The organism is Tistrella arctica, from assembly GCF_039630945.1.
Lineage (GTDB): Bacteria > Pseudomonadota > Alphaproteobacteria > Tistrellales > Tistrellaceae > Tistrella > Tistrella bauzanensis.
Genome location: NZ_JBBKTV010000004.1, coordinates 89,209 through 114,954, shown reverse-complemented (window position 1 = coordinate 114,954; position 25,746 = coordinate 89,209). Strand labels below are relative to the sequence as shown.

Below are 25,746 nucleotides of genomic sequence, written 5' to 3'. Positions count from 1 at the left end.
CGGCGCCCAAGAAGACCACCAAGACCACCATTTCCCTATCGGTCCGCCATTCGGAGGAACCCGTCATGTGCGACGCCAAGGCGCGCCCCGACATGCAGCCGGTCTACCCCACGGCCGGCAGCTATCCTGATTTCGCCGATCTGGTCGACGATGCCCGCGCCCAGGTCGACCGCCGGGTCTTTGTCGACCGGGCGATCTATGACGCCGAGCTGCGCCAGATCTTCGGCCGGGCCTGGCTGTTTCTGGCCCATGAAAGCCAGATCGCCAGTCCGGGCGATTTCGTGCGCACCTATATGGGCGAGGACGACGTCATCGTCGTCCGCCAGCGCGACCGCAGCATCGGCGCCTATCTGAATTCCTGCCCGCATCGCGGCAACCGGGTGTGCATGGTCGACAGCGGCCGCAAGGCGCGCGGCTTCATCTGCAATTACCATGGCTGGTCGTTCGGCATCGATGGCAGGCTGGCCGGTACCGATGGCAAGGTCTATGACAAGGACGCGGGCTTCGCGAAATCCGAGATCGGGCTGACCCCGGTTGCCAAGGTCGCGTCCTACAAGGGCTTGGTCTTCGGCACCTTCGACCCGGACGCGCCTTCGCTGGAAGAGTATTTCGGGCCGTTCACCTGGTATCTCGATGTCATGCTCGACAATGACGAGGGTGGCACCGAATTCATCGGCGGCTGCGTCAAATCGACCGTTGAGTGCAACTGGAAGTTCCCGGCGGAGAACTTCGCCGGCGACATCCTGCATGCCTTCTGGACCCATCAATCGGGCGCCGAGGCAATTCTTGGTGGCGCCGTCGATCTGGGCAAGCGCTATGACGAGCGCGCCTTTCAGGCCAGCATCTATGGCCATGGCATCGAGACCAATCAGGACAAGGTCGGCAACACCCGCACGCTGGGTTTCCCCGAACTCAACGAGTATGTGCTGGGCCGCTATGACGCGGTGAAGGCGCGGCTGGGCGAGGTGCGGGCGCGGATGGTGGGGGCGGTTTCGTCCTGCACCGTGTTCCCGAATTTCTCGTTCCTGCCCGGTCAGGCGACCTTCCGGGTCTGGCATCCCAAGGGGCCGGACAAGATCGACCTGTACACCTGGACCCTGGTCAACAAGGCCATGCCCGACCGGATCAAGGAACTCTACCGCAAGGGCACCATGATCACCTTCTCGCCCGCCGGCGTGTTCGAGATGGATGATGGCGAGAACTGGGAATACTGCACCAAAGCCAATCAGGGCTGGGTGACCCGCCATCAGAAACTCCATTACGGGCTGGGCCAGGACAGCGCCTGGGCGGAGTCGGACCTGCCGGGCCATATTCATCGCGGCTCGCTCAACGATGCCAATCAGCGCCTGTTCTACAAGCGCTGGGCCGAGTTCATGCGCCATGACAACTGGGCCGATCTTCAGCGGGCGGAAACCGCGCCGCCGCGGAAATCCGTGCCGCAGGCGGCAGAGTGAAGGGGCGTGCCATGACCGTTCAGACCATGCCCGCCCATGACGAGACCGCGGCCCCGGATGCGCGCCCGGTTGCCGACGACCTGTTGCGCCGGATCGAGCGGTTCTATTACCGCGAGGCGCGGCTGCTGGATCAGGAAGCCTATGCCGTCTGGCTGGGCCTGATGGACCCGGATATCCGCTATTGGATGCCGGCGATGGAGACCCGCAAACGCGGCGATCTGCGCGGCGGCTACACCGATGGCGAGATGTCTTATTTCGACGACGATCTGGCCATGCTGAAGGTGCGTGTCGCGCGTTATGAGCAGCCATCCGCCTGGGCCGACAACCCGGCGACACGGCATCTGCACATCATCACCAATATCGAGGCGGTGGAGACCGGCACCCCCGGTCTGGTGCGGGCCTTCTCGTGTTTCGAGAACGTGCGCAACCGCAACGAGAAGGATCAGGACATCGTCCATGGCCGCCGCGAGGATCTGCTGAAGATCGGCGAGGGCGCGATCACCGTGGCCGAGCGCCGGATTCTGACGGTGCAGAACGTGCTGTTGTCCAAGAATCTCAACACCTTCTTCTGATAGCGGGAGCACCGGCCATGCAGGCCCTTCAGGATTACGCGGCCCTGGTCACCGGTGGTGGCAAGGGCATCGGCCGGGCGGTGGTCGACCGTTTCGTGGCCGAGGGTGCCAGGGTCGGCGTGCTGGTGCGCGCCGGCGCCGATGCCGATGACCTGATCGCCGCCCATGGCGATGCGGTGGCCCCGGTCATCGGCGATGTCCGGTCGTGGGACGACAATCTTCGCGCGGTCGAAACGGTGGTCGACCGCTTCGGCAAGCTCGACGTGCTGGTGCCGAATGCCGGGGTCTATGACTTCTCGGTGCCGTTCGAGGATCAGACCGGTCCCGAACTGGCCGAGCGGTTCGACGAACTGATGGCGGTTAACGTCAAAGGCTATCTGCTGGCGGCGCGTGCGGCGCTGGAACCGCTCCGGGCATCGCGGGGCGCGATCGTGTTCACCCTGTCGTCGTCGTCGTTCCATGCCGGCGGCGGCGGGGTGCTCTATGTCACCGCCAAACATGCCCTGGTCGGCACGGTGCGCCAGCTTGCCTTTGAACTGGCGCCGGAAATCCGGGTCAATGCGGTGGCCCCCGGCGGCACCCGCACCGGGCTTGGCGGCCTTGCATCGGCCGGGGCCGAGGCAACCCGGCTGGATGCGGTCGACGGGTTCGACCGGATGGTGGCCAAAACCGTGCCCTTGGGCTTCCTGTCGGAACCGGACGATCACGCGGCCGCCTATGTCCTGCTCGCCAGCCGTGAGGCCGCGCGCTTCATGACCGCGGTCATCCTGCCATCCGATGGCGGGCTGGAGGTGCGCGGCGGCGGCCGGCGCCGGCGCGGCTGAGGCGCCTGCATCCGTCCACTGCACCCAGAGAGAATAAAATGACGCATGATGTGGCAAGTCAGGTTGCAAATCTGAAGCAGGGGCTGCGGCTGCCGGTGATCGTGGCCCCGATGTTCCTGGTCTCCGGCCCGGATCTGGTGGTCGAGGCCTGCCGAGCCGGGCTGATGGGCGCGCTGCCCGGCCCCAACGGTCGGACAATCGAGGATCTGCGGGCCTGGTTCACCGATATCACCGCCCGGCTGGATGCGGCGCGTGGCGCCGGTGAACGGCCGGCGCCCTGGGCGTTCAACATGATCACCCATGGCAGTTATGGCCGGTTCGATGCCGAGCTTGATCTGGTGCGTGATTTCCGGCCGGGCATGGTGATCACGGCGCTGGGCGGCCCGCACCGGGTGACCGATGCCGTGCACGGCTATGGCGGGCTGGTCTTTGCCGATGTCAATTCCGCCGGCTTCGCGCGCAAGGCGGTCGACAAGGGCGCCGACGGGCTGGTGCTGGTCTGTTCGGGCGCCGGCGGCCATACCGGCGAATATGCCATGCTGGCTTTCATCGACGAGGTCCGCCGCTTCTTCGACGGGCCGATCGTGGTGGGGGGCGCGATCAGTCATGGCCGCAGCGTGCGCGCCGTGGAGCTGCTCGGCGCCGATTTCGCCTATATGGGCACCCGCTTCATCGCCACCCCTGAAAGTCTGGTCTCCGACGACTACCGCGCCATGGTGGTGCAGAGCCGGATGGAAGATCTGATCGCCTCGCGTGCCATCACCGGGGCGCTGGGCAACTGGATGCGGGCCTCGATCGAGAACGCCGGCATTCCGATCGATGCCATGCAGGCGGCGGCGAAGATCGATTTTTCAGGCGACATGCATTCGGGCGTCAAGGCCTGGAAATATGTCTGGAGCGCCGGTCAGGGCGTCGGCATGGCGGATCGGGTGATGCCGGTCCGCGATCTGGCCGAGCGGCTGGTTGGCGAATACATGGCCGCCTTCCGGGCGGAACGCAGCACCCACACCGCCTTTGCCCGCCGCAATGGCTGGCAGGCCGCAGCGGAAGCCGCAGAATGATGACCCCGACCCATGATATCACGGCGGCGGCGGAGGCGATCTTCACCGCCCGCGAAACCCTGACCCAGATCGCACCGGTGCGCGAGACGAACGGCATTGCGGATGTCGATGCCGCCTATGCCGTGCAGGCGCTGAACACCACGCGCTGGATCGAAGCCGGCCGTCGCCCGATCGGCGCCAAGATCGGCCTGACCTCGAAGGCGGTGCAGGAGCAGCTTGGCGTGGGGGAGCCCGATTTCGGCACGCTCTGGGCCGATTACGCCTTCGGCGATGGCGACGTTGTGCCGGTCAGCCGCTTCATGCAGCCCAAGGTCGAGGCCGAGATTGCCTTCGTGATCGGCAGGCGGATCGACGATCCGATGATCGACCTCACCCGGCTGACCGCCGCGGTCGACTGCGCCTATGCGGCGGTTGAAATCGTCGACAGCGCGATTGCCGCCTGGAACATCCGGCTGGTCGATACCGTCGCCGACAATGCATCGGGTGGCGGCTTCGCGCTGGGCAGCGATCCGCGCCGGATCGGCGATGTCGATCTCAGGCTGGGGGGCATGATCCTCACCCGCAATGGCCGGCCGGCCTCGATCGGTGTCGGTGCCGCCTGTCTTGGCCATCCCTTGCGGGCGACGCTGTGGCTGGCCCGGCGTATGGCGGCGCTCGGCCGGCCGCTGGAGGCCGGCGATATCGTGCTCTCAGGCGCGCTCGGGCCGATGGTGCCCGTTGCCGCCGGTGATGCCTGCACGATTGAAATCCAGGGCTTCGCGCCTCTGTCCTTCGCATTCGGAGACTGATCCCATGAGCGGTTCCAAGGTCAAATGCGCCATCATCGGCTCGGGCAATATCGGCACCGATCTGATGATCAAGATCATGCGCATGTCCGACCGGCTTGACATGGCGGCGATGGTCGGCATCGATGCCGACAGCGACGGGCTGAAGCGTGCCGCCCGGCTGGGTGTCGCCACCACCCATGACGGGATCGACGGCCTGCGCGCGCTGCCGGTCTATCGCGACATCGCCATGGTGTTCGATGCCACCTCGGCCGGCGCCCATGCCCGCCATAACGTGCTGCTTCAGGCGGATGGCAAGCAGGTCATCGACCTGACCCCGGCCGCGATCGGCCCCTATGTCGTGCCGTCGGTGAACCTGGATGCCATACAGGACGCGCCCAATGTCAACATGGTGACCTGCGGCGGTCAGGCGACCATCCCGATCGTGGCGGCGGTGGCGCGCGTGGCGCCGGTGATCTATGCCGAAATCGTCGCCTCGATCTCGTCGCGCTCCGCCGGCCCCGGCACCCGCGCCAATATCGATGAATTCACCGAAACCACCTCTCGCGCGATCCGCGAGGTGGGGGGCGCCGGCGCCGGCAAGGCGATCATCGTGCTGAACCCGGCCGAGCCGCCGCTGATCATGCGCGACACGGTGTATTGTCTGGCCCAGACCCACGACCGCGAGGCGGTGCGCGCGGCGATCGAGGCCATGGTCGTCGAAGTGCAGAGCTATGTGCCGGGCTATCGGCTGAAGCAGGCGGTGCAGTTCGAGGTGATCGGCGACAACGCGCCGTTGCGCATCCCCGGTGTCGCCGAGGCGGCGACCGGGCTGAAGGTCAGCGTGTTCCTGGAAGTGGAAGGCGCCGGCCATTACCTGCCGGCCTATGCCGGCAATCTCGACATCATGACCTCGGCGGCGCTGAAGACCGCCGAGCGTCTGGTCGATCTGCGGCGCAAGAAGGCGGCCTGAGCCATGACCGATACCACCACCATCTCCGCAACGCCCACCACGCCCGCCGCGACCCGTCTGTATATCCAGGACGTCACCCTGCGCGACGGTATGCACGCCATCCGCCATCAATATACCCGCGATCAGGTGATTGCGATCGCCTCGGCGCTGGATGCCGCCGGTGTCGATGCGATCGAGATCGCCCATGGCGACGGGCTGGCCGGGTCATCGTTCAATTACGGCTTCGGCCGGACCACCGATCTGGACTGGATCGAGGCGGCGGCCTCGGTGCTGACCAACGCCAAACTCACCACCCTGCTGCTGCCCGGCATCGGCACCATCCATGATCTGGAAGCCGCCCATGCGGCGGGTGTGCGCTCGGTCCGGGTCGCCACGCATTGCACCGAGGCCGATATCGCGAAGCAGCACATCGCCCATGCCCGCAAGCTGGGCATGGATGTGTCGGGCTTCCTGATGATGAGCCATATGAACGCGCCCGAAAACCTGGCCCGGCAGGCGATGCTGATGGAAAGCTATGGCGCGCACTGCGTCTATGTCGTCGACAGCGGCGGCGCCCTGACCATGGCCGGGGTGGCGGACCGGGTGCGGGCCTTCCGCGAGGTGCTGGACCCCGACACCCAGATCGGCATTCATGCCCATCACAATCTGTCGCTGGGCGTCGCCAATTCAGTGGTGGCGGTGGAATGCGGCGCGATCCGGGTCGATGCCTCGCTGGCGGGGCAGGGAGCCGGGGCCGGCAATGCGCCGCTGGAGGTGTTCATCGCCACCGCCGACCGCTATGGCTGGGCGCATGGCTGCGATCTCTATGCGCTGATGGATGCCGCCGACGATCTGGTCCGCCCGCTTCAGGACCGGCCGGTACGGGTCGACCGCGAGACGCTGAGCCTTGGCTATGCCGGGGTCTATTCCAGCTTCCTGCGCCATGCCGAAACCGCATCGGCCATCTATGGCGTCGATGTCCGCCGCATCCTCACCGAGCTTGGCGCCCGGCGCATGGTCGGTGGTCAGGAAGACATGATCGTCGATGTGGCGCTGGATCTGGCGCGCGAGGCGGGCGTCTCCCCACAACCGGGCACTACCCCTCAAGGTTGAGTTCCGGGGCGCGCAAGCGGGGCCGTCAGCAGTTCGACCACCTTGTCGACATAGGCGGCCTCGTCGACCTGATCCCCCAGGGTCTTGTGCAGCACGCTGTCGCCCATCATCGCGCAATAGGCGATATACGACCGCTTGCGCGCCTCGTCTTCATCAAAGCCGTGGTCGCGGAAGATCTGCTCGAAAAAGCTCATGCGGATCTGGTCGACCTCCCAGATCGCCTTGCGCGGCATCTCCACCCGCCGCGCCCAATCGCGGATGCTGCTCTCGATGGCGGCGAAGGCCCGGGATTTGGGCCGGCGGGGCAGGATCAGCAGCCGGCGCAGCCGGTCCATGCCATGGGGGCCCGTGCGGGTGATGTTCTGAATGACGTTCAGGGTCATCCGGCTGCGCCAGGTTTGCAGCATCGCGGCCAGCAGGTCGCTGCGCTTCTTGAAATGCCAGTAGAAGCTGCCCTTGGTGACCCCAAGCACGGTGCACAGCTTGTGCAGTTGAATGCCGCGCACATTCTCCTCGACCAGAATATCGATCGCGGCCTCGACCCAGTCGTTCTCGGTCAACGGCCGCTCCTTCACCCGTTTGGTGGGCGCGCGGCGGCGTTTCTCGGCCACAGGGGCAACGGTGGGACTGGCGTCGTCGGATTCGGTCATGGCTGGCGTCTGCACTCGGAAAAAACGCGGAACGGTCAGGAGGGGTGGCCGACTGTGCGGCGCACAAATCGCCATACCCCAAGGTTTTGTATATGGATGCGGCAAGGGGCGCAAACAATGAACACGGTGCTGATCATCGGTGGCGGGCAGGCGGGCGGGGCGGCGGCACTGGCGCTCAGGCGCCATGGCTTTGCCGGCACCATCCGGATCATCGGTCAGGAGCCCCTGCCGCCCTATGAACGCCCGGCCTTGTCCAAGGGCTATCTTCTGGGCACGAGCCCGTTCGACAAGCTGGTTCTGCTGCCCGAAACCCTGGCCGCCGAACAGCGGATCACGCTGACCATGGGGGTCGCGGTCACCGCGATCGACCGGGCATCGCGCCAGGTGCTGACCGATGATGGCCAGCGGCTCGATTATGACGCGCTGATCCTGGCCACCGGCGGCACCGCCCGCGCGCTGCCCGGTGTGCCGGTCGACGATCGGCGCCTGTTCGCCATCCGCACCGCCCGCGATGCCGGGTTGATCCGCGAACGGCTGGCCGACGCCGGTTCCATGCTGGTCATCGGCGGCGGCTGGCTGGGGCTGGAGGTGGCGGCCAGCGCCCGCAAGGCCGGTCTGGCGGTGACCCTGATCGAGGCCGGGCCCCGGCTGTGCGGCCGGGCGCTGCCGCCGGCGGTGTCGGATATCCTGGCCGCATTGCACGCCAGCCAGGGGGTCGACCTCAGGATCGGTGAGGCGCCGACCGATATCGGCGCCGATGCCGATGGCATGCACGCGCGGCTGGCCGATGGCACACTGATCCAGGCCGATCTGGGGGTGATCGCCATCGGGCTCACCGTATCCGATGGTCTGGCGGCGACGGCCGGGCTTGCGGTGCGTGATGGCGTGCTGACCGATGCCGCCGGCCGCACCGGCGATCCGGCCGTGTTCGCCATCGGCGACTGCGCCCGCTTCCATCATGGCTTCCTCGGCGCCGAGCTGCGGCTGGAAAGCTGGCAGAACGCCAATCTTCAGGCCGAGGCCGCCGCCCGCGCCCTGCTGGGCCTGCCCGATGCGGCGCCCGAGATCCCCTGGTTCTGGTCGGACCAGTATCACCTGACCCTTCAGATCCTGGGTGCTCCCGATCCCGTCGCATCACCCATCCGCCGGGGCGATCCGGATGGCGGCCGCGGCAGCCTGTTGTGGTGCGACCCGGCCGGCCGGCTGCGCGGCATCGCCGCCCTCAACGCCCCCCGCGACATCGCCATGGCCCGCCGGCTGATCGGCGCCGGCCTGATCGTCGATCCCACACGGGCCGCCGATGCGACGGTGCCGTTGAAGGATGCGGTGCTGGCGACGATGTGATCCGCCGCCTCGGGCCCGACGAATGGCCACGCGAATGGCCACGCGAATGGTCACTGGCGGGTAAATGGTCACTGGTGGGTAAATGGTCACTGGCGGGTACCGGCCGGTCGTGCTGACCTGTCGGCCCATGATCCTCTCCCGCGAGTATCCCGCCATGACCGATGAGCTTGTCTATTACACCAACCCGATGTCGCGCGGCCGGATCGGGCGCTGGATGCTGGAAGAGATCGGCATGCCGTATCAGACGGTGGTGCTTGGCTATGACGGCGCCATGAAGACGGCGGACTATCTGGCGATCAACCCGATGGGCAAGGTGCCGGCGCTTCGTCATGGCGAGGCGGTGGTCACCGAGGGCGCCGCGATCTGCGCCTATCTGGCCGATGCCTTCCCGGCCGCCGGTCTCGGCCCCCGGCCCGAGGAACGCGCCGCCTATTACCGCTGGCTGTTCTTCGGCGCCGGGCCGATGGAGGCGGCGGTGACCAACAAGGCGCTGGGGGTCGAGATCCCGCCCGAGCGCCAGCGGATGGTCGGCTATGGCAGCTTCGACCGGGTGGTCGACACCCTCGACGCCGTCCTGCAGGCCGGCATGTATCTGGCGGGCGAGCGCTTCACCGCCGCCGACATCTACACCGGGTCGCAGCTTGGCTGGGCATTGCAGTTCGGCAGCATCGCGCCGCGCCCGGCCTTCACCGCCTATTGGGCGCGGATCAGCGATCGCGAGGCCTTCCGCCGCGCCAGCGCACTGGATGACGCGGCGGCGGGTGGGGCCGGGTGAATAACGCCTGGTTGCGGCGCGGTCCCGCTCAGGCGACCGCGCCGTCTTCCTCGGCCTGGCGCATCATGAATTTCTGCACCTTGCCGGTCACGGTCATCGGCAGTTCGTCGACGAAGCGGATGCGGCGCGGGATTTTGTAATGCGCGATCCGGCCATCGCACCAGGCCAGCACCGCGGCTTCGGTCAGGCCGGCGCCGTCGTCATCGGCCGATCGGCGGATCCAGGCGCAGACCGCCTCGCCGAATTTGGCATCGGGCACGCCGAAGATCGCCACGTCCAGAATGCCCGGATGGGTCATCAGGAAGTTTTCGACCTCGACCGGATAGATGTTCTCGCCACCGCGCACGATCATGTCCTTCGACCGGCCGACGATGCGGCAGCGGCCCTGGGCATCCAGAACCCCCAGATCGCCGGTGCGCATCCAGCCGGCCGGGTCGATGGCATCGGCGGTGCGATCAGGATCGTTCCAATAGCCGCTCATCACGCAATAGCCGCGGGTGTGCAATTCGCCCACCGTGCCAACCGGCACCACGCGGTCGTTCTCGTCCACGATCCGCACCTCCACGAAGGGATGGATGGTGCCGACGGTCGATGTCCGGGTTTCGATATCCACATCGGCGCGGGTCTGGAAGCTGACCGGGCTGGTTTCGGTCATGCCATAGCAGATCGTCACCTCGCGCATGTTCATCTGCGCGATGACCGCGCGCATGGTCTCGATCGGGCAGGGCGCGCCGGCCATGATGCCGGTGCGCAGGGTCGACAGGTCGAAGCTGCTGAAATCGGGCAGGGCCAGTTCGGTGATGAACATGGTCGGCACGCCGTGCAGGGCGGTGCATTTCTCGTCCTGCACCGCCTGCAGCACCGCGCGCGGCTCGAAGGCTTCCGACGGGAACACCATGGTGGCGCCATGGGTCATGCAGGCCAGCACCGACAGAACCATGCCGAAACAGTGATACAGCGGCACCGGAATGCACAGCCGGTCGGCATCGGTGAAGCCCATGATCCGGCCCACGAACAAGCCGTTGTTCAGGATGTTGTTGTGGGTGAGGGTGGCGCCCTTGGGCGTGCCGGTGGTGCCACTGGTGAACTGGATGTTGATCGGGTCATCGGGCCGCAGATCGGGCATGATCGCGGCCAGCCGGGCGCGGGCGGCATCATCGGCGCCGGTGGCGATACCGTCGAAGCCCAGCATGCCGCCCTGGCTGTCGCGGCCCAGGGTGATCACGAATTCCAGATCCGGCAGCGCCGCCGACCGGACGCCGTCGTCGCCGGCCCGGGCGAATTCCGGCGCCAGTTCCAGCAGCATGTCGACATAGTTCGAGGTCTTGAAGGTCGGTGCCAGAATCAGGGCGCGGCAGCCTGAGAGCTTCAGCGCGTGGTCCAGCTCATAGGTGCGATAGGCGGGGTTGATATTGACCAGAATCAGCCCGGCGCGGGCGGTCGCGAACTGGGTCAACACCCATTCCACCCGATTGGGCGACCAGATGCCGATGCGGTCGCCGGGGTTCAGGCCCAGCGCCAGCAGGCCCGCCGCCAGATCGGTCACCCGCGCGTCGAATTCGGCCCAGCTCCAGCGGATGTTCTGGTGCACCACCACCAGCGCCTCGCCATCGGGGAAGGCGGCGGCGGTGTTGGCAAGGGCGGTGCCGATGGTCTCATAGCACAGCGGCACATCGCTGGTGCCGCAGACATAGCTCATGGTCAGGTCGGACATCGGGGCTGTCGTCTCGTTTTCCGGAACAGGGATCTGATGAGGGCGGTGGACGATCCGGGACAGGTCCGGTCAGCCGACCATGCCCAGCGCGATCATGCCGCCCAGATGGTCCGGCCAGCGCCGGGTCTGGCCGGCCTGCAGCAGCACCCGCGCCCAGGCCACCCAGCCCGACCAGGCAACGCGCTTGTCCCAGGCCGTGCCCCAATCGGTGAGGATGTCGAGGCCTGCGCGGGCATGTTGGGCGGCGGTGTCGAAATCATCCTGAGTCAGCGCGATCTGGGCCAGAATCAGATGTGGTTCCGCGACATCCGGGTTATGGGAGATGGCGGTTTTCAACAGCGTGATCGCGGCCGCCGGGGTGGAGATCGCGTGGGCGCGGGTCACCACCTGCCAGTACAGCGCCACCGCCGCGACCTCGTCGGCCGTGTCGATCACCCGGGTGCAGCGGGCGAAGACCGGCGGTACCGGCAGGCCCAGTTCCGGTGGCAGAAGGCGCAGCGGCCAGGCCATGCGTGACGCCAGGCTCCAGGCCTCGGCGCTGGGCATCAGCGGTCCGGGCCACAGCGATGCCGCCCAATTGGCCTTCACCGGCTGGCGGGTCTGATAGGGATAGCCCTGGAAGACGTCGTCGACCCAGCTATGCCACTGCTCGGCCAGATCGGCGATCGAGACGATGGCGAAGATCGCCGCATCCTTCTGCGACAGATGCAGCTTCCGGCCGGCCGCGGTTTCAAGCTCCATGCCGCCGGCCGGGATCGCGTCCAGCTCGATCAGATCCCGGGTGAATTTTGTACGCGGCATCACACAGAAGGTGTGGATCAGCCGTTCCGCCTCGTCGCCGACCACGGCGGCCAGTTCTGCACGCTTCGAGTCGGCGTCGAACAGCTTCAGATCGACGAATTCGTTCGAATACACACTATGGAACAGGCCCAGTATCCGCACGTCGCGCGGCTGATCCCACAGCGCCAGCGTGCGATAGACGTCGAGCAGATGGTTCTTGAAGGTGCCGGCCTTGTGCCAGGCCTCGCCGGCGCTGCGCGCAAACAGCAGGTCGAGCAGCGGCGGCAGCGACGGGTCGACCGACGCCCAGTCATCGGCGAGCAGGGCCGGCAGCAGCGGATGCAGGCCGGCCGCGGCGGATGGGGGGGAGCCGGGCTCGGGAGACGTCGGCACCGCCGAGGGAGTGGGGGCAATCTGATGGGTCATCGCTGGGGCATCTCCTCGGGCGCCGCCCGGCCTGCACGGGCCGGCAGTCATGGTTCACGCTGGCCGGCACCCACCCAGGCAGGCGCCACCATATACCCTATGACACACCGCCCGTGCGGTTGCCGCAAGGGGGCATCCACAACCGTCATGCGATGGCGCATGCGATGGCGACATGGGGGCACCGGTCAGCCGGCATCCTTGCGGGCATACATCCGTGCGGCCCGGCCGCGATGGGCGGCGCTTTCGTCGTAATAGCGCGAGGCGACGGCGATCGATTTGTGCAGGGTCTGGGCCATCACCTGCTGGATCGGCACATCCTGGTTGGCGGCTTCGGTCAGAAACCCCGATCGCAGGCCATGGGCTGAAAACATCGCCGGGTCCAGTCCGGCCTCGGCCACACGCTGCTTGAAGATTCGCGCCACCGCCGCCCCGCCCAGCCCGATATCGCGGCGCAGGATGCGGCCATCCTTGGTGATCGGCAGAAACACCGGCCCGGCCCGCGTGCCCGATGCCGACAGCCACTGATCCAGCAGTGTGACCGGATGGCCGATCAGCCAGACCCGCGCCGCATCGCCGGCCCGGGTGGTCTTGGTGCGGGGCAGCAGGATGGTGCGGGCCGGCAGCAGCGGCCCGGACCCGCCGCCGCCACCACCCCCGCCGCCACCGCCGACCTCAAGCGGCTGGTCGGCCTCGACGCGGATATGCTGGCGCTGGATGGCGCCCACCTCGCTGCGCCGCCGGCCGCCCGATGCCCACATCAGCGCCAGCAGCGCCCGGTCGCGGATGGCGCGCAGATCATCGCCCGCACAGGCGGCCAGCAGCCGGGTCAGGGTGTCGCCCAGCACCGGCTGCGCCGATTTCCGCCCCGGAATATGGGGCGAGGCGCGCAGCAGCCGGGTCTTGATCGTGCGGACCTGATCGTCTGCCAGCGGATTGTCCAGACCCTTCATCCGGTGCAGGGTCGCCCAGCTCGCCAGCCGGCGTTCAACCGTCGATGGCGCCAGCGGCCCCGGCCGGGTCTTGATCCGGCGCTCGATCAATCGCGCCTCGACATCGGCGGGCATGCCATGGGCCTTGTTGCGGCGCCGTTCTTCCGGGTCGTAGAGGTGATGCACCATGAACCGCACCACCATCTCCGGCGCCGCCGGCCAGGGCAGCGGTTCGCCGGTGCAGGCCAGCCACCACGCGTCGAGGTAGCGGGCATCGCTGATCAGCGCCAGCCTGGTATTGGCGGGTATCGCCGCATCCAGCAGAAAACCCAGCGTCTCGCGTTCATCCGTGGTCAGCACCAGCGCCGCATCCCGGCGGGTGCTGCGTGCGATGGCGGAAGGCGGACGGGTCGGGTCTGGCATGGTGCTGATCACCTGCGGCCTTGGATGCCTGCCAGTGTGGCGCCGGGCCGTGAAATGTCCAGGGATGTTTCACGGCGGCTGACGAGCGGGGGGTGAGCGGCGGATCAGGCCATCAGTCGCAACCGTGGCCATCGCCGCAGCCAGCCCTTGTCCCGCACCCGGTCCAGCATGACCGGAACCTGACCGGTGCTGCGGAAATGCGGCGTCGGCCGGACGATCATGGCGAACAGATCATCCAGCCCCAGCGGCGCCAGCACCTCGACATCCCCGCCTGTGGTCAGGCGCACCGCCACGGCCGTCGCGGTCTCGGGCCAGCGGCTCATGGCATCGGCGGTGGAGAGATAGGGCGCCGAGCGGTTGCGGAGATGCATGCGGGCCTGATTCTTCACCGACCAGTCGATGTCGGACCGGCCGGCACGCAGCCGGTCTTCCAGGGCCGCGTCGATGGCGGGGTCCACCATCGACGGATCATGCCAGACGACATCGACATCGCCGCGCGGCAGGGCCGGTGGCAGGTCGTGAAGATGGTTCCACACCACGTCGCGCACGAAGCCGGCCGCGATCCAGCCGTCGCGCAGGCCCAGTGCCGCCACCCGTGCCAGCAGATCCCGATGCGCCGGGCTGGCGGCCACAAGCGCCGCCAGACGGTCCGCCCGGTCGTCGGGGCCGGTCATGATCGCTGCCGGCGCAGCGCGGCGATTTCGGTGTGGTTGAAGCCGCCGCGCAGGCATCGGGCCTCGTTCAGCGGCAGCGGCATGTGGCCGTTGATGTTGCCGGCCGCCGCCTGCCGGATGGCATCGGCATCGCGATGCACCGCCCAGACGGCGGCATCGCCATCACCGCACAGCCGGCGCAGCCAGCGATTGCCGATCGCGACATGGCCGATCTCGTCTTCCGCGATGAAGGCCAGCAGCGTCGTCGTCCGCACATCACCCTGGCCGGCAAGCCGGTCTATCCAGGCGATCGCCGCATCGACGCCAAGCCATTCGCCGATCCGCTGATGCACCGCCAGCCGCACCGGCAACGGGTGGTCGGCGCTCAGCCGCCAATTGCGATGATCGACCGGCAGATCGCCGATCCGGCCGCCGGCTTCGTGCAGACGTTCGATACAGGCCTCGGCATGCCGCGCCTCGTCCCATAGCTGGCGGCCCATGTCGGACACGAAATCCCAGGGCATGTCGGGGAAGTCCCGCAGCATGCCGCAGCAGACCTCGATCGTGGGAATTTCGGTGGCCATCAGGGTGTAGTGCATCAATTCGGCCATGCGGCCGTCATGATCGGGCGCGTCGAGCACCAGCCGGGCATTGTCGACGACGGTGAACCGCCGGTCGCGCCCGGGCATGCCGCCGGCATGCGCCGGGGTCTCGTCGGGGCCGGGCACGATCGTTGTCAGGCACTGCCGGCTGTCGGCGATCTGGTCGGCGATCCCGTGTGTCAGGTGGTCGAGGATGCGGCGGGTCGGCTCGTCCCAGATCGGATGCAACCGGTCCAGATGATCGCCCGCCCGTGCCATCAGCGCCGGCCCTGTTTCCATGGCCCGGGCCGTCAGCCGCGCGGTGGCGGCGGCCGCGTCGCATGGCGCCGGATAACGTGCCGCCGCCTGCCGCCGCCGGGCGGGCAGGTCGACCGGTGCCCGGTCCAGCTCGCCGATCCGCGCCGCGATCCGCGCACCCCAGCCGGCCGCGGCCTCGATCTGCCGGGCCAGCAGCAGCTTGGCCTCCATCGACGGGATGGCGATGGCGATCGCGGCCGCATCCTGGATCAGATCGACCACGCCATCCAGGGTCTCGGACAGACGGTCGCGGCTTTCCGCCGGGGTCAGTCGTGCGGTCTCGGTCAGTCGCGCGGTGCCGGCATTGTTGGCTCGGGGGTGGGCGGTCATGGGCTCAGGCTCCCGCTGGGGCTTCAAAGGGGGATCCGGGAAACAGAAGCTGGTCGCAGCTTCGGCACACCGGCGAGGCTGCGGCCGAATGTCCGTCCAGCGCCTTCATATGGGCCAGCAGCCCGTCGGGGCCACGCAGATCGTCGATTGTGGTGGTGTCCGACAGAAAATAGCAGCCGGAAACCCGGCCATCGGCCTTCAGAACCATGCTGTGGAACGGAATGCAGCAGGCGCGCCCAGCCGGCGCGGGGCCCAGCCCCCGCAGGGCCATGAACCGCGCCAGATAGCGCCTGAGATCGCCCTCATACATGAAGCCCGCGGCGATGGCGCCGGCAAACCGGTCGTGGATGTCGTCGACGATGGCGGCGAAGCGCGGCAGTTCATCGGCGGTGGGAAACATCGCATCCAGATAGGCCGCGCGTTCGCGGGCGGTCTGCTCGAAGCCGAAGGCCAGCAGCGAGGTGTCGGGGATGCCGAAGCCCACGCCGTCGACGAAGCCGCCCTCAAGGCAGCGGGCGAAAATCGGCAGCGTGTCGGTGAAATTGTGCCGCATGATCGTCATCTTGATCTGGATGCGGATCTGCGGGCGCGCGGCCTTGATCTCCTCAAGCGCCCGCATGATGCCTTCCAGATGGCGAAAGCCGCGGATGCGGGCGAAATTCTCGTCGGTGGCGCCATCGACCGACACCGTCAGGCGATCGAAAAAGGTGGCGACGTCGCGGTTCTTCTTCAGGATCGGGCTGCCATTGGTGCACAGGCTGCGGCGCGCGCCCTCGGGCAGCATCCCGGCAATCTCGCGCCATTGCGGATGCAGCAGCGGTTCGCCGCCGGTCAGGAGCACGGATGCGAGCCCGGTTTCGCCGAACAGCCCCAGGAAATCGCGGGCATCCGCCAGGGGCATGAATTTCGGGTTGGGAATCCGCCAATAGTCGCACATGGTGCAGCGGTAATTGCAGGCTTCCGTCAGTTCCAGGGCAACATTGTTCACCCCCATCGCAGGGTGGCGGCCGCAGATTGCGCCATCTGGAACCCCCTGCCTGGCCGGAACCGCCTGCCTGGCCTGAACCGCTTGTCTGGCCGGCGCGGATGGTGTCGCCGGGATGGTCTGGGCGGTTGTGGCGGCAGGGGCGGTGAAACGGGCGAGCAGTGCCGTTGCGGCGGCGCGGCGCTCCGGATCGGGATCGGCCTTTTCCACCCGCTGCAGCGCCGAGATGGCCGCCCGGTTGCCCTTCCGGCCTTCGATGAAGGCCAGTTCGTCGCGCCGGGCATAATATTTCGGATCATAGGCAACGGTCTTCAGATCGAACCGGCGCCAGTAATAGCGCAGATCGTCGCGCGACCAGCCGGTATAGATCTGGTCCCAGTCGTAAGGTGTGCCCGATAGCCGCAGGCATTCCTGGTTGACCTCTTCGGCCGCCGGCTGGAACCGGCAATCGATCGACAATCGCAGGCGGTTGGTCAGGTTGGGCGAGGCGCGGTGGACTGTCAGGGTATAGAAGATCAGCACGTCGCCGGCGGCGAAATCACCGCCGCGCCAACGGCCGGTCAACGGGTTTTCGACCTCGACACCGCCGGCGCCCAGGCACAGCCGATAAGGAAAGATGCCCTCGCGATGGGTGCCCTCGGCCACCATCAGGCTGCCATGTTCATAGGGGCAGTCATGCAGCGGAATCCAGGCGGTCAGCGTATCGGGCGTGCCCTGAAGCGCCCAGTAATCCTGATGGGCGGGGGTGGTGAAATCGTCATGGCCGGGCCGGGCCGGAAAGATCATCCGGCCGATGGTGCGGGGGTGAACCAGCAGATCCGGCGTGTCGAGCAGGCCGGTCATCAGGCCGGTCATAGCCGGTTCATGCGCCACGCTGTGAAAGGACTGGCGCATGAACACACGGTCATAGACCGCGCGGAAGGCGGGTTCCGGCTCGGCACAGGCGGCGGCCGGGTTGGTGATGCGGGCGGCGGGCGGCGTTCCGTCGATGAACCAGCCATCGCGCGCCGCCTCGGCCGTCATGTCGCGGGCAGCGGCATCCAGCGCCGGGCGTGGCACCACGCCGCGCAGGAACAGATAGCCGCTGGTCCGCAGGCGTGTGCGCAGGGCGGCGGGATCGCCGATCAGGGGGGTGCTGTCGACGAACGGCGCCGGCCGGGACTGGCTGGTGATGGCGTTCATGAACGGCCTCCTTCGTATGACGGGGCCATGGTCGCGGCCTCGTCGAAAACGATATGGGCGACCCCGCCTTCACCGGCCCTTCCGTCGTCACTTGCCCCCCCGCCGTCATTGGCATCGAGGCTGGCACTGATGCCCAGCGGCAGGGTCGCCAGCGGATCGGTATGGCCCAACGGCAGATCGGCGACGACCGGAAAGCCCCTGTGGCCCACGACCTCCATCACCGTGTCCCGCAGATCGGCGCCGAAAACCGGTGTCGCATCGGGCATGCGGCCCAGCAGCAGCCCGCTGGCGCGGTCCAGGATGCCGGCCTGATCCAGATGGACCAGCGCCCGGCGGATGCGGGGCAGGAAGGCTTCGGCCTCCGTCGCCTCGATGAACAGCAGGCAGGGGTCGGGCACGGCCAGATAGGGCGTGCCGATCATCATGTTCAGGGTTTCCAGATTGCCGCCGAACAGCCGGCCCCGGGCCTTGCCCGGCCGCCAGACGGCGCAGGGCGGGGCCGGGGTCAGCCTCCGGGCGCGGCTGCGCCAGTCGCCATTGCCCCATTCCAGCCGCTCGGCCGTCCACTCGGCCGGCGGCACAAGCGGGAGACCGGTGGTGTCGCCGGCGATCGCATGGCGCAGGCTGTCCAGGGTCCAGGCCATCGGCTCCGGATGCTCGCCGAACTGGGTCATCACCGCCGGGCCATGAAAGGTCACCCAGCCGGCCAGGGCCTGAATGCCCAGAAGCAGGGCGGTGGCGTCGCTGTAGCCAACCAGGATCTTGGGGGCCCGGCGCAGCAGATCGACATCGAGATGGGGCAGGATCTCGGCCGAATTGAACCCGCCCAGCGTGCAGAAGATCGCCCGGATCGACGGGTCGCGGACCATGTCCTCGAAGATCCGCGCCCGCGCTGCGGGGCTGCCGGCAAGAAAGCCCTGGCCCGGATCATGGATATGGCCGGCCGGCACCACCTCCACCGCCAGCGTCCGGGCAAGGGCCGCAAGTCCCTGCGCCAGCCGGTCGGGATAATGGGCGGCAATGGGCAGCGAGGGCGCGAACACACCCACCCGGTCGCCGGGACACAGCCGGGGCGGGCGGGATAACGACCCGGTCAGCAGGGGCGGCGGCCACGCGGTCATGCCGGCACCGTTGCGGTCGGCGCGCCGCAGCGGGCAAACAGCGCGCGGGCATTGTCGCGGAGGATGCCGTCCCTGGTCGCGGCGGAAACCGGCGCCCGGGTCACCATGGCGACGTCATCGGCCAGATCGATGCCCCACCAGGTGCAGAACGGCCAGGTGGTGCCGAACAGCAACCGCCCGCCAAGCCCCATCCCCGGCACCTCGTCGCCGGGGATGCCGTCGGTGAGCCGGGCCAGGATATGCGCGGGCGTCATGCCGGCAAAGACGGCGCCGCCCGCGACCGGCAGGCCGTCGACCCCGCCTTCCCGCCAGCGTCCCAGCGAGGTCAGCCCGCTCAGATCGATGAAGACCGAGGTAAGCCGCCCGGCCCGGGCCAGCGTGTCGGGGCACAGCCGCGCGACATGGCCGATGACGCAGGTGACGTCGGGCAGGGCCTCGGCCACCGCGATGGCGACATCGGGCGTGGCGCGGATGCCGGCGAAACCGGGCCGGTGATGAGCCTCGCGGCCATTGCCCGGATGCATGAACACCGCCAGCCGATGGTCGCGCACCAGGCGGAGCAGTTCGGTATCCGAGATCAGGGCATCGAGATCGAACCGGCCGAGATAGGGCCAGAGCTTCACCCCCATCACCGGCGCGCCATCCGCCAGCCGGCGGGCCAGTGCCTCGACCGAGGCGGCGTCGCCGGGCACCACCGCGCAGACCGCCCGCAGGCCGGCGCCGTCCTGTCGGGCGCTCGTGGCCGCCGTGATCACGATGTCGTTTTCGGCGTCGAAAGCCGGCCCGGTATCGGAACCCGACCGGTCGGCCGCGGGAAACGGCATGATCGCGGCGCCGGTCAGCCGGATGCCGGCCGCCGCCGCGCGGTTCCGATGGGCCTGCCAGATCGCGGCGTCGACGTGATGGGCGAGATCCGGCCGGTTGTCGCGGGCCCAGGCATCGCTGCCATAGAGCACCGAGCAGTCGATCACCTCGATCATGGCCGCACCCTTGCAAGAAAGCCGATCCGGCCGGTTTCCGGGGTGGGGCCGGTGGCGCCATAGTCGTCCGAGACCAGCGGCGGCGCGAACCCCGCCGCCATCAGGGCGGCCGCGATGGTGTCTTCCGCCAGCAGATACTGGCGGTGCCGTTCGCTGTGGCGGCGATAGAGGCCGCTATCCGCCTCGCGCATGAACAGGTCGATCTCGAAATCGATATGGCCGGCCGCGCCGTTCAGGCGGTTGCGCCAGACATAGGCGTAGTCGTCGTGCACCTCGCCATAGACGCTGTCGCCGAACACGGTCCGCAGCTTGTGGATGCTGTTGACGTCGAACACCACCGCACCACCCGGGGCCAGAACCGCCCGCAGATTGGCGCAGAAACGGGCCAGCTCGGCCGGGGACAGATAGTTGACGCTGTCATAGGTGCAGAAGGCGGCATCGAAGGGGCCGGCGGGCCAGTCACTGCCGGCGGCATCGGCCTGTGCGAAGCGGGGCATCGGCCCGGACCGCGCGCCGGCCTTGGCGCGGGCCCGTGCCAGCATCGCCGGCGAGCGGTCGATGCCCCAGACCTCGGCGCCGGCATCGGCAAGGGCGATGGCGAGCGAGCCGGTGCCGCAGCAGATATCGAGCATCCGGCGCCCCTGCGGGTCGATGCCGCCCGCCCGGCGCAGATGATCGATGATCCGGCCGTGGTCGAAATCGCGGACCCAGTGGTCATAGATGCGGGCCAGCACCTCGTAAGGTGGGGCGGCGGCGCGCTGTGACGGATCGATCTGGTTCATCGGCGGCTTGGCTCCGGCCAGAGGGGGCGTCTACCAGGGGGGCGTCTACGGGGAGGGCGTTACCAGGGAAGGTCGATGATGGTGCCGCCGGCATCGGCGAAAGCGGGGTCGAGCAGGCCGGCCAGGGCAGCGGCCACCGCTTCGGGCCGCATCAGCCGGGACGGGTCTTCGTCGGGGAAGACATCGCGGCGCAGCCGGGTGGCCACGGCGCCGGGGCTGATGCCCAGCACCCGGATGCCGGCCGGCCCCAGATCCATGGCCAGTGCGCGGGTCAGATAGACCAGCCCGGCCTTGGCCGTGCCATAGGCCAGAGCGTTGGGATAGGGCTGGCGGCCGGCGCGTGAGATGATGTTGATGATGGTGCCGCGACTGCGGGCCAGGGCCGGGCGGGCCAGATGCACCGCCCGGAACACGCCAGACAGATTGGCCGTCAGCATCTCGTCGAACACGGCAGGCGTGGTGCCGGCGGTGTTGCCCAGCATGGCGGCGCCCTGGGCATTGACCAGAAGATCGAGCCGGCCCATGACGGCCTCGACGCGTTGGAACAGTGCCCGGGCCTGATCGTCGCGGCGGATGTCGCAGGTGATCGCCAGATGGTGCCCGTCCGGCGCGATATCGCCAAGACGGGCGCAGGTCGCATCCAGCTCGCTGGCGGTGCGGGCCGCGACCACCACGTCATGGCCGCGCCGGGCCAGCGCGCAGGCGGCTTCGGCACCGATGCCGCGTCCGCCGCCGATCACCAGCGCGCAAGGATGTTGCCGGGGGGCCATCGGTCGCTCTCCTCCGCCTCAATAGAATTGCTGGTCGGGCAGCACGAATGCCTGCGTCCGGGCCGCAGCCGGCATCAGCCGGCTGACGCCGGCCACCGGAACCGTCCGTCCCCGGCCCGCATCGGAGCCGTGATCCAGAAACGGCGGCGTCGCCCGCCCCAGATCGCTCGCCACCGCGCGCGCGGCCAGTGTGGCGTCATGCGCCGCCAGCCGGTCGTGCAGATCGACCGAGGGGGTCAGATCCGACCAGCCGCCACAGCGTTCGCGCAGCCGCAATCCGCGCCGTCCGGCCCGCAGATGCAGGGGCACCCCCTGGCGCCACAGGCGCCGCCAGGGCCCGTTGCCCCGTCCGGCGGGCGTCGCGACCCGCAATGTGTCGAGTCCGGGGCGCAACCAGTCGGGCAGGGCGGTGGGGTCGCCCTCGACCGCAATCTGGATCGGGGCCAGCGCCGAGGGCAGGCACAGGCCATCCTGGTCGCGATGCCGCATCAGCACCATCGAGAGCACCTTTTCGGTCAGCCCGGCGTCGAACGCCTCCAGCCCCTCGGGCACGCCGGCATGATGGCGATAGGCGTCGCCGACGATGAAGATCATGGCAAGCGTGGTCGGGCTGCCATCGCCCAGATGACCGACGACGTTATAGAGCCGGCGGGCATAGTTCTTCCACGGCCCCATGTCGATGATCCGCACCGGCAGGGCGAGGGTGTCGAAGAAGCCGATCATGCGGTCGAGCAAAGCCGCCGTCTCGGCCCCGGCCTCTGCCGCCGGCACCAGATCGTTGAACTGGACGAAGGGCCAGATCAGCCGGTCGCGGAACAGGGGTGGGGTCCAGCCGCGGATCTCGCGGAAGCCCTGGAAACACGACAGCACCGTCGCCGGCCCGCCGCCGGCCCGTGACCGCACCGCCATGGCCAGATTGGCCACCGCGCCATCCGGCCGGGCCACCACGTCATGGCCGGCCCAGTTCAGTTCATACAGAAAGTCGAAGCCGCCGAAGGTGTCGACCTCGGCCCGATAGCGGTCGCCTTCCACCAGCATGCCGGGGCGGTTGACCAGGATCGGGCGACCCATGGCCATCCGGTCGGCGAACAGGGCGACCATGCGCTCGGCAAGCTTCAGCCCCCAGGCGCGCATGATCGGCATGCCCTTGCCATAGCCGCCATCGGCGATGACGCCGCCGCGTACCAGGTCTGGCACATAGGAACTGCCGGTCTGGGACATGGCTCAGATCGCCCGGTGCGGCAGGCCGGCGCCGGTCCTGGCCGGCCGGGACCAGATCCGCGCCGACGCGGCGCCATCGTCCGGGCGGTGTGGTGGCAGCACGGCCGACAACCACAGGCACGGCGTGTCGCCGTGATGCCCGGTACGGATCTCCGCCTCAAGGCCGGCGGCGGCGAGGCCGGTGGTCAGCCGCCGCATCAGATCGGCTTCGGGGCGCAGGCACTGGGCCAGCACAAGGGTGGTCTCGATCAGATCATGATCGACGGCCGGCCCGATCGAATAGACCCGGACCAGACCGGTCCGGCGCCAGCGGCCGGGAATGATGTTGAAATCCCGGCCGTGGCTGCGCAGGCAGACCCGGCCGCCGCGCCGGGTGGTGGTCTCGATCGGATAATAGGGTGCGGTGGCATCGGCGGTCGTGCCATGGCCGGGGGCCGGCACCAGAAAACAGGGGGCGACCTCCTCGAACCCCGATGCGTCGAGGATGCGGCGCAGGGCGCCGCATGCCGGATGGTCAGGCGACAACAAGGTTGATGATGCGGTTGGGGACATGGATCACCTTACGGATCTGGCCCCCGCCGACGCGTCTTTGAACGTCACGGCGGGCGACCAGGGTCGCCACCATGTCGTCGACGCTGACATCGGGGGCGAATTCCACCGTGGTCAGGGTGCGGCCGTTGACCTGAACCGGAAGACGGATCACCGTCGCCACCAGGGCCGCGGGATCGACCTCGGGCCAGGGCAGATCGGCGAGCAGGCCGTCCTGACCGGCGCTTTGCCACAGCTCCTCGGCGATATGGGGCGCGAAGGGGGCGAGCAGGCGGATCAGCAGGCGCAGCGTGCCGGCGAAGACCCGCGCATCGTCTGAAACCGGCCCGTCTTTCTTCAGGGCGTCCTCGGACGCCTCCGTCATATCGGCCGAGACGGCATAGAGTTCGTTGGTCAGGGTCATCAGCGCCGCGATGGCGGTGTTGAACTGGAAGTTCTCGACGTCGCGGGTGACCTTGGCGATCGTCTCATGCGCCTTGCGGCGCAGATCGCCGCCGGCGGCCAGGGCAGGTGGCGCCAGAACATCCGGACAGGCCGAGAGCAGCGGCTGATGGCGAAGCACCAGCCGCTGAACACGTTCCAGATACTGCCGCGCCGATCGCGGGCCGGTGTCTTCCCAGTTGATCGCGGCGTTGTAGCTGGTTTTGAACAGCAGATAGACCCGCAGCGCGTCGGCACCGAATTCCTCGATGACCTTCATCGGCTCGACCACATTGCCGAGCGATTTCGACTGCTTGCGGCCAAGCTCGTCGTTGACCATGCCCTGATTGTACAGCCGCAGGAACGGCTCGTCGAAATCGACCAGCCCCAGATCGCGCAGCGCCTTGGTCATGAAGCGGGCATAGATCAGATGCAGCGTCGCATGCTCCACACCGCCGATATAGACGTCGACCGGCAGCATGCGGTTGCAGATCGCGCTATCGACCGGTTCGGTGGCATAGGGGCTGGGAAAGCGCATGTAATACCAGGAACTGTCGACGAAGGTATCCATGGTATCGGGATCGCGCCGGGCGGGTTTGCCGCAGGACGGGCAGGCGACGGTCATGAAGTCCTGGTCGCGTGACAGGGGGCTGCCTTCGCCGCTGGTGATGATCGTCTGGGGCAGCAGCACCGGCAGATCCCGTTCCGGCACCGGCACCGCGCCGCAATCGGCGCAATGGATGATCGGGATCGGGTTGCCCCAATAGCGCTGGCGGGAAATGCTCCAGTTCTGCAACCGGTACTGCCGGCTGTGGCGGGCGCGGCCCGACGGCGCAAGGCAATCGACCACGGCCGCGCGGCCGGCTTCGGTCGTCAGCCCGTCGATCGGCGTGCCCGGCGCCACGATCACGCCCTCGCCGGTGTGGACGCCGGCATCGCCGTCGCCATCACCATCGTCGGCACGGATCACCGGCCGGACGTCCAGGTCATAGGCGCGGGCGAAATCCAGATCGCGTTCGTCATGGGCCGGCACACCCATGATGGCGCCGACGCCGTAATCGGCCAGCACGTAATTTGCCACCAGCACCGGCACAGGCTCGCCGGTCAGCGGGTTGATCGCCGTCACGCCGGTGTCGACCCCGCGCTTGTCCTGGGTGGTGCGTTCCTCGGCCGTCTGCTTCAGGATGTCGTCGCGGAACCGGTAGACCGCCTCGCGCCGCTCCGGATCGTCGATCAGCCAGTCGAGCGCCTGATGTTCGGCCGCCAGCGCCAGGAAGGTGCAGCCCGCCACGGTGTCGGCGCGGGTGGTGAAGACGGTGATCTGCCGGTCGTCACGGCCGGTCAGCGGAAAGTCGATCTCCACGCCGTCGCTCTGCCCGATCCAGGACCGCTGGATGTTGCGCACCGCATCCGGCCAGCCGTCGAGACGGTCGAGCCCGGCATGCAGTTCGGCGGCATAGGACCGGATGTTGAAGAACCATTGCGGAATGCGGCGCTTCACGATCGGCGCACCCGAACGCCAGCCCTTGCCGTCGATGACCTGTTCATTGGCAAGAACCGTCTGCTCCACCGGATCCCAGTTCACATAAGCCGTGTCGCGCAGGATCAGGCCCTTGTCGAGCAGGCGCAGGAACAGCACCTGCTGGGCGCGGATATAGTCGGGGCTGCAGGTCGACAGCTCGTTGGCCCAGGAATAGCTCAACCCCAGATCGTGCATGGCACGCTTCATCGACACCGTGGCCTGGGCGGTGAAGGTGCCGGGATGGGTGCCGAACTTCACCGCGGCGTTCTCGGCCGGCAGTCCGAAGGCATCCCAGCCCATCGGATAAAGCACGTCGAAACCGCGGGCCCGCTGCATGCGCGCCAGAGTGTCGCCCATCGAATAGTTCCGGGCATGGCCGATATGAAGCCGCCCGGAGGTATAGGGAAACATCTCAAGGACATAATACTTCGGCCGGGACGCGTCGTTGCGCCAGGCGAAGCTGCCCGCCGCCTGCCACTGGTCCTGCCAGAACCGGTCGCGGTTGCGGTGATCATACGTATCGGGGATCGCGGTTACCGTCATCATCTATC

General features: G+C 68.1%; 23 protein-coding genes. 9 read left to right on the top strand and 14 right to left on the bottom strand.

Annotation, left to right across the window (positions count from 1 at the left end):
• The first annotated feature begins 65 nt into the window (after positions 1-65).
• The 7 genes from WG924_RS10140 to dmpG are packed head-to-tail and all read left to right on the top strand — an operon-like array spanning position 66 to position 6,740.
• Entirely contained in the window at positions 66-1,454 is a 1,389-nt protein-coding gene (locus tag WG924_RS10140) for an aromatic ring-hydroxylating oxygenase subunit alpha (RefSeq protein ID WP_345932910.1), read from the top strand.
• Positions 1,455-1,465: 11 nt separating this feature from the next.
• On the top strand, positions 1,466-2,026 hold the full coding sequence (locus tag WG924_RS10135) for a 3-phenylpropionate/cinnamic acid dioxygenase subunit beta (RefSeq protein ID WP_345932909.1): 561 nt from the start codon (positions 1,466-1,468) through the stop codon (positions 2,024-2,026).
• 17 nt (positions 2,027-2,043) lie between these two features.
• Positions 2,044-2,850, top strand: a complete 807-nt coding sequence (gene hcaB / locus WG924_RS10130) for a 3-(cis-5,6-dihydroxycyclohexa-1,3-dien-1-yl)propanoate dehydrogenase (RefSeq protein ID WP_345932908.1) — start codon at positions 2,044-2,046, stop codon at positions 2,848-2,850.
• A 38-nt stretch (positions 2,851-2,888) separates the two neighbouring features.
• Entirely contained in the window at positions 2,889-3,911 is a 1,023-nt protein-coding gene (locus WG924_RS10125; RefSeq protein ID WP_345932907.1) for an NAD(P)H-dependent flavin oxidoreductase, read from the top strand.
• Entirely contained in the window at positions 3,908-4,699 is a 792-nt protein-coding gene (locus WG924_RS10120) for a 2-keto-4-pentenoate hydratase (RefSeq protein ID WP_345932906.1), read from the top strand. The genes WG924_RS10125 and WG924_RS10120 overlap by 4 nt, the downstream gene beginning before the upstream one ends.
• A gap of 4 nt (positions 4,700-4,703) precedes the next feature.
• Positions 4,704-5,648 carry an acetaldehyde dehydrogenase (acetylating) gene (locus WG924_RS10115; RefSeq protein ID WP_345932905.1) on the top strand — a complete coding sequence of 315 codons (945 nt, stop codon included), beginning with the start codon at positions 4,704-4,706 and terminating at the stop codon, positions 5,646-5,648.
• 3 nt (positions 5,649-5,651) lie between these two features.
• Positions 5,652-6,740: a 4-hydroxy-2-oxovalerate aldolase gene (gene dmpG / locus WG924_RS10110; RefSeq protein ID WP_345932904.1), complete on the top strand. Its 1,089-nt coding sequence runs from the start codon at positions 5,652-5,654 to the stop codon at positions 6,738-6,740.
• Here dmpG and WG924_RS10105 read toward each other — a convergent pair.
• Positions 6,731-7,390, bottom strand: coding sequence for a TetR/AcrR family transcriptional regulator (locus WG924_RS10105; protein WP_345932903.1), 660 nt, complete (start codon positions 7,388-7,390; stop codon positions 6,731-6,733). The two genes, dmpG and WG924_RS10105, sit on opposite strands and share 10 nt — an antisense overlap.
• Positions 7,391-7,507: 117 nt before the next feature.
• On the opposite strand from WG924_RS10105, the gene WG924_RS10100 reads away from it, so the two are divergent.
• Positions 7,508-8,734, top strand: coding sequence for an NAD(P)/FAD-dependent oxidoreductase (locus WG924_RS10100; protein ID WP_345932902.1), 1,227 nt, complete (start codon positions 7,508-7,510; stop codon positions 8,732-8,734).
• Between the two features lie 154 nt (positions 8,735-8,888).
• Entirely contained in the window at positions 8,889-9,509 is a 621-nt protein-coding gene (locus WG924_RS10095; protein ID WP_345932901.1) for a glutathione S-transferase family protein, read from the top strand.
• Positions 9,510-9,537: 28 nt separating this feature from the next.
• On the opposite strand, the gene WG924_RS10090 is transcribed toward WG924_RS10095, so the two are convergent.
• The 13 genes from WG924_RS10090 to leuS form a co-directional block, all read right to left on the bottom strand.
• On the bottom strand, positions 9,538-11,223 hold the full coding sequence (locus tag WG924_RS10090; RefSeq protein ID WP_345932900.1) for an AMP-binding protein: 1,686 nt from the start codon (positions 11,221-11,223) through the stop codon (positions 9,538-9,540).
• A 69-nt stretch (positions 11,224-11,292) separates the two neighbouring features.
• Positions 11,293-12,429, bottom strand: coding sequence for a tetratricopeptide repeat protein (locus tag WG924_RS10085; protein ID WP_345932899.1), 1,137 nt, complete (start codon positions 12,427-12,429; stop codon positions 11,293-11,295).
• Between the two features lie 185 nt (positions 12,430-12,614).
• Positions 12,615-13,781, bottom strand: a complete 1,167-nt coding sequence (locus WG924_RS10080) for a tyrosine-type recombinase/integrase (RefSeq protein WP_345932898.1) — start codon at positions 13,779-13,781, stop codon at positions 12,615-12,617.
• A 104-nt stretch (positions 13,782-13,885) separates the two neighbouring features.
• Positions 13,886-14,455 carry a nucleotidyltransferase family protein gene (locus tag WG924_RS10075; protein ID WP_345932897.1) on the bottom strand — a complete coding sequence of 190 codons (570 nt, stop codon included), beginning with the start codon at positions 14,453-14,455 and terminating at the stop codon, positions 13,886-13,888.
• Positions 14,452-15,663: a DUF455 family protein gene (locus WG924_RS10070; RefSeq protein ID WP_345932896.1), complete on the bottom strand. Its 1,212-nt coding sequence runs from the start codon at positions 15,661-15,663 to the stop codon at positions 14,452-14,454. Before WG924_RS10070 ends, WG924_RS10075 begins: the two co-directional genes overlap by 4 nt.
• A gap of 4 nt (positions 15,664-15,667) precedes the next feature.
• Positions 15,668-17,830 carry a radical SAM protein gene (locus WG924_RS10065; RefSeq protein ID WP_345932895.1) on the bottom strand — a complete coding sequence of 721 codons (2,163 nt, stop codon included), beginning with the start codon at positions 17,828-17,830 and terminating at the stop codon, positions 15,668-15,670.
• A complete protein-coding gene (locus WG924_RS10060; RefSeq protein ID WP_345932894.1) occupies positions 17,827-18,951 on the bottom strand; it encodes a S66 peptidase family protein in 1,125 nt (374 codons plus the stop codon). Before WG924_RS10060 ends, WG924_RS10065 begins: the two co-directional genes overlap by 4 nt.
• Positions 18,948-19,931 carry an amidohydrolase family protein gene (locus WG924_RS10055; protein ID WP_345932893.1) on the bottom strand — a complete coding sequence of 328 codons (984 nt, stop codon included), beginning with the start codon at positions 19,929-19,931 and terminating at the stop codon, positions 18,948-18,950. Before WG924_RS10055 ends, WG924_RS10060 begins: the two co-directional genes overlap by 4 nt.
• Positions 19,928-20,713 (bottom strand): class I SAM-dependent methyltransferase, encoded by a 786-nt coding sequence (locus WG924_RS10050; protein ID WP_345932892.1) that lies wholly within the window; start codon positions 20,711-20,713, stop codon positions 19,928-19,930. The genes WG924_RS10055 and WG924_RS10050 overlap by 4 nt, the downstream gene beginning before the upstream one ends.
• Before the next feature lie 59 nt (positions 20,714-20,772).
• A complete protein-coding gene (locus WG924_RS10045) occupies positions 20,773-21,483 on the bottom strand; it encodes an SDR family NAD(P)-dependent oxidoreductase (protein ID WP_345932891.1) in 711 nt (236 codons plus the stop codon).
• Between the two features lie 18 nt (positions 21,484-21,501).
• Entirely contained in the window at positions 21,502-22,704 is a 1,203-nt protein-coding gene (locus tag WG924_RS10040; protein WP_345932890.1) for a hypothetical protein, read from the bottom strand.
• A 3-nt stretch (positions 22,705-22,707) separates the two neighbouring features.
• The gene (locus WG924_RS10035) at positions 22,708-23,232 is read right to left on the bottom strand and encodes a class-II aminoacyl-tRNA synthetase family protein (RefSeq protein WP_345932889.1); all 525 of its coding nucleotides are present in this window, start codon (positions 23,230-23,232) and stop codon (positions 22,708-22,710) included.
• Positions 23,219-25,741, bottom strand: a complete 2,523-nt coding sequence (gene leuS, locus WG924_RS10030; RefSeq protein WP_345932888.1) for a leucine--tRNA ligase — start codon at positions 25,739-25,741, stop codon at positions 23,219-23,221. Before leuS ends, WG924_RS10035 begins: the two co-directional genes overlap by 14 nt.
• Between the last annotated feature and the right edge of the window lie 5 nt (positions 25,742-25,746).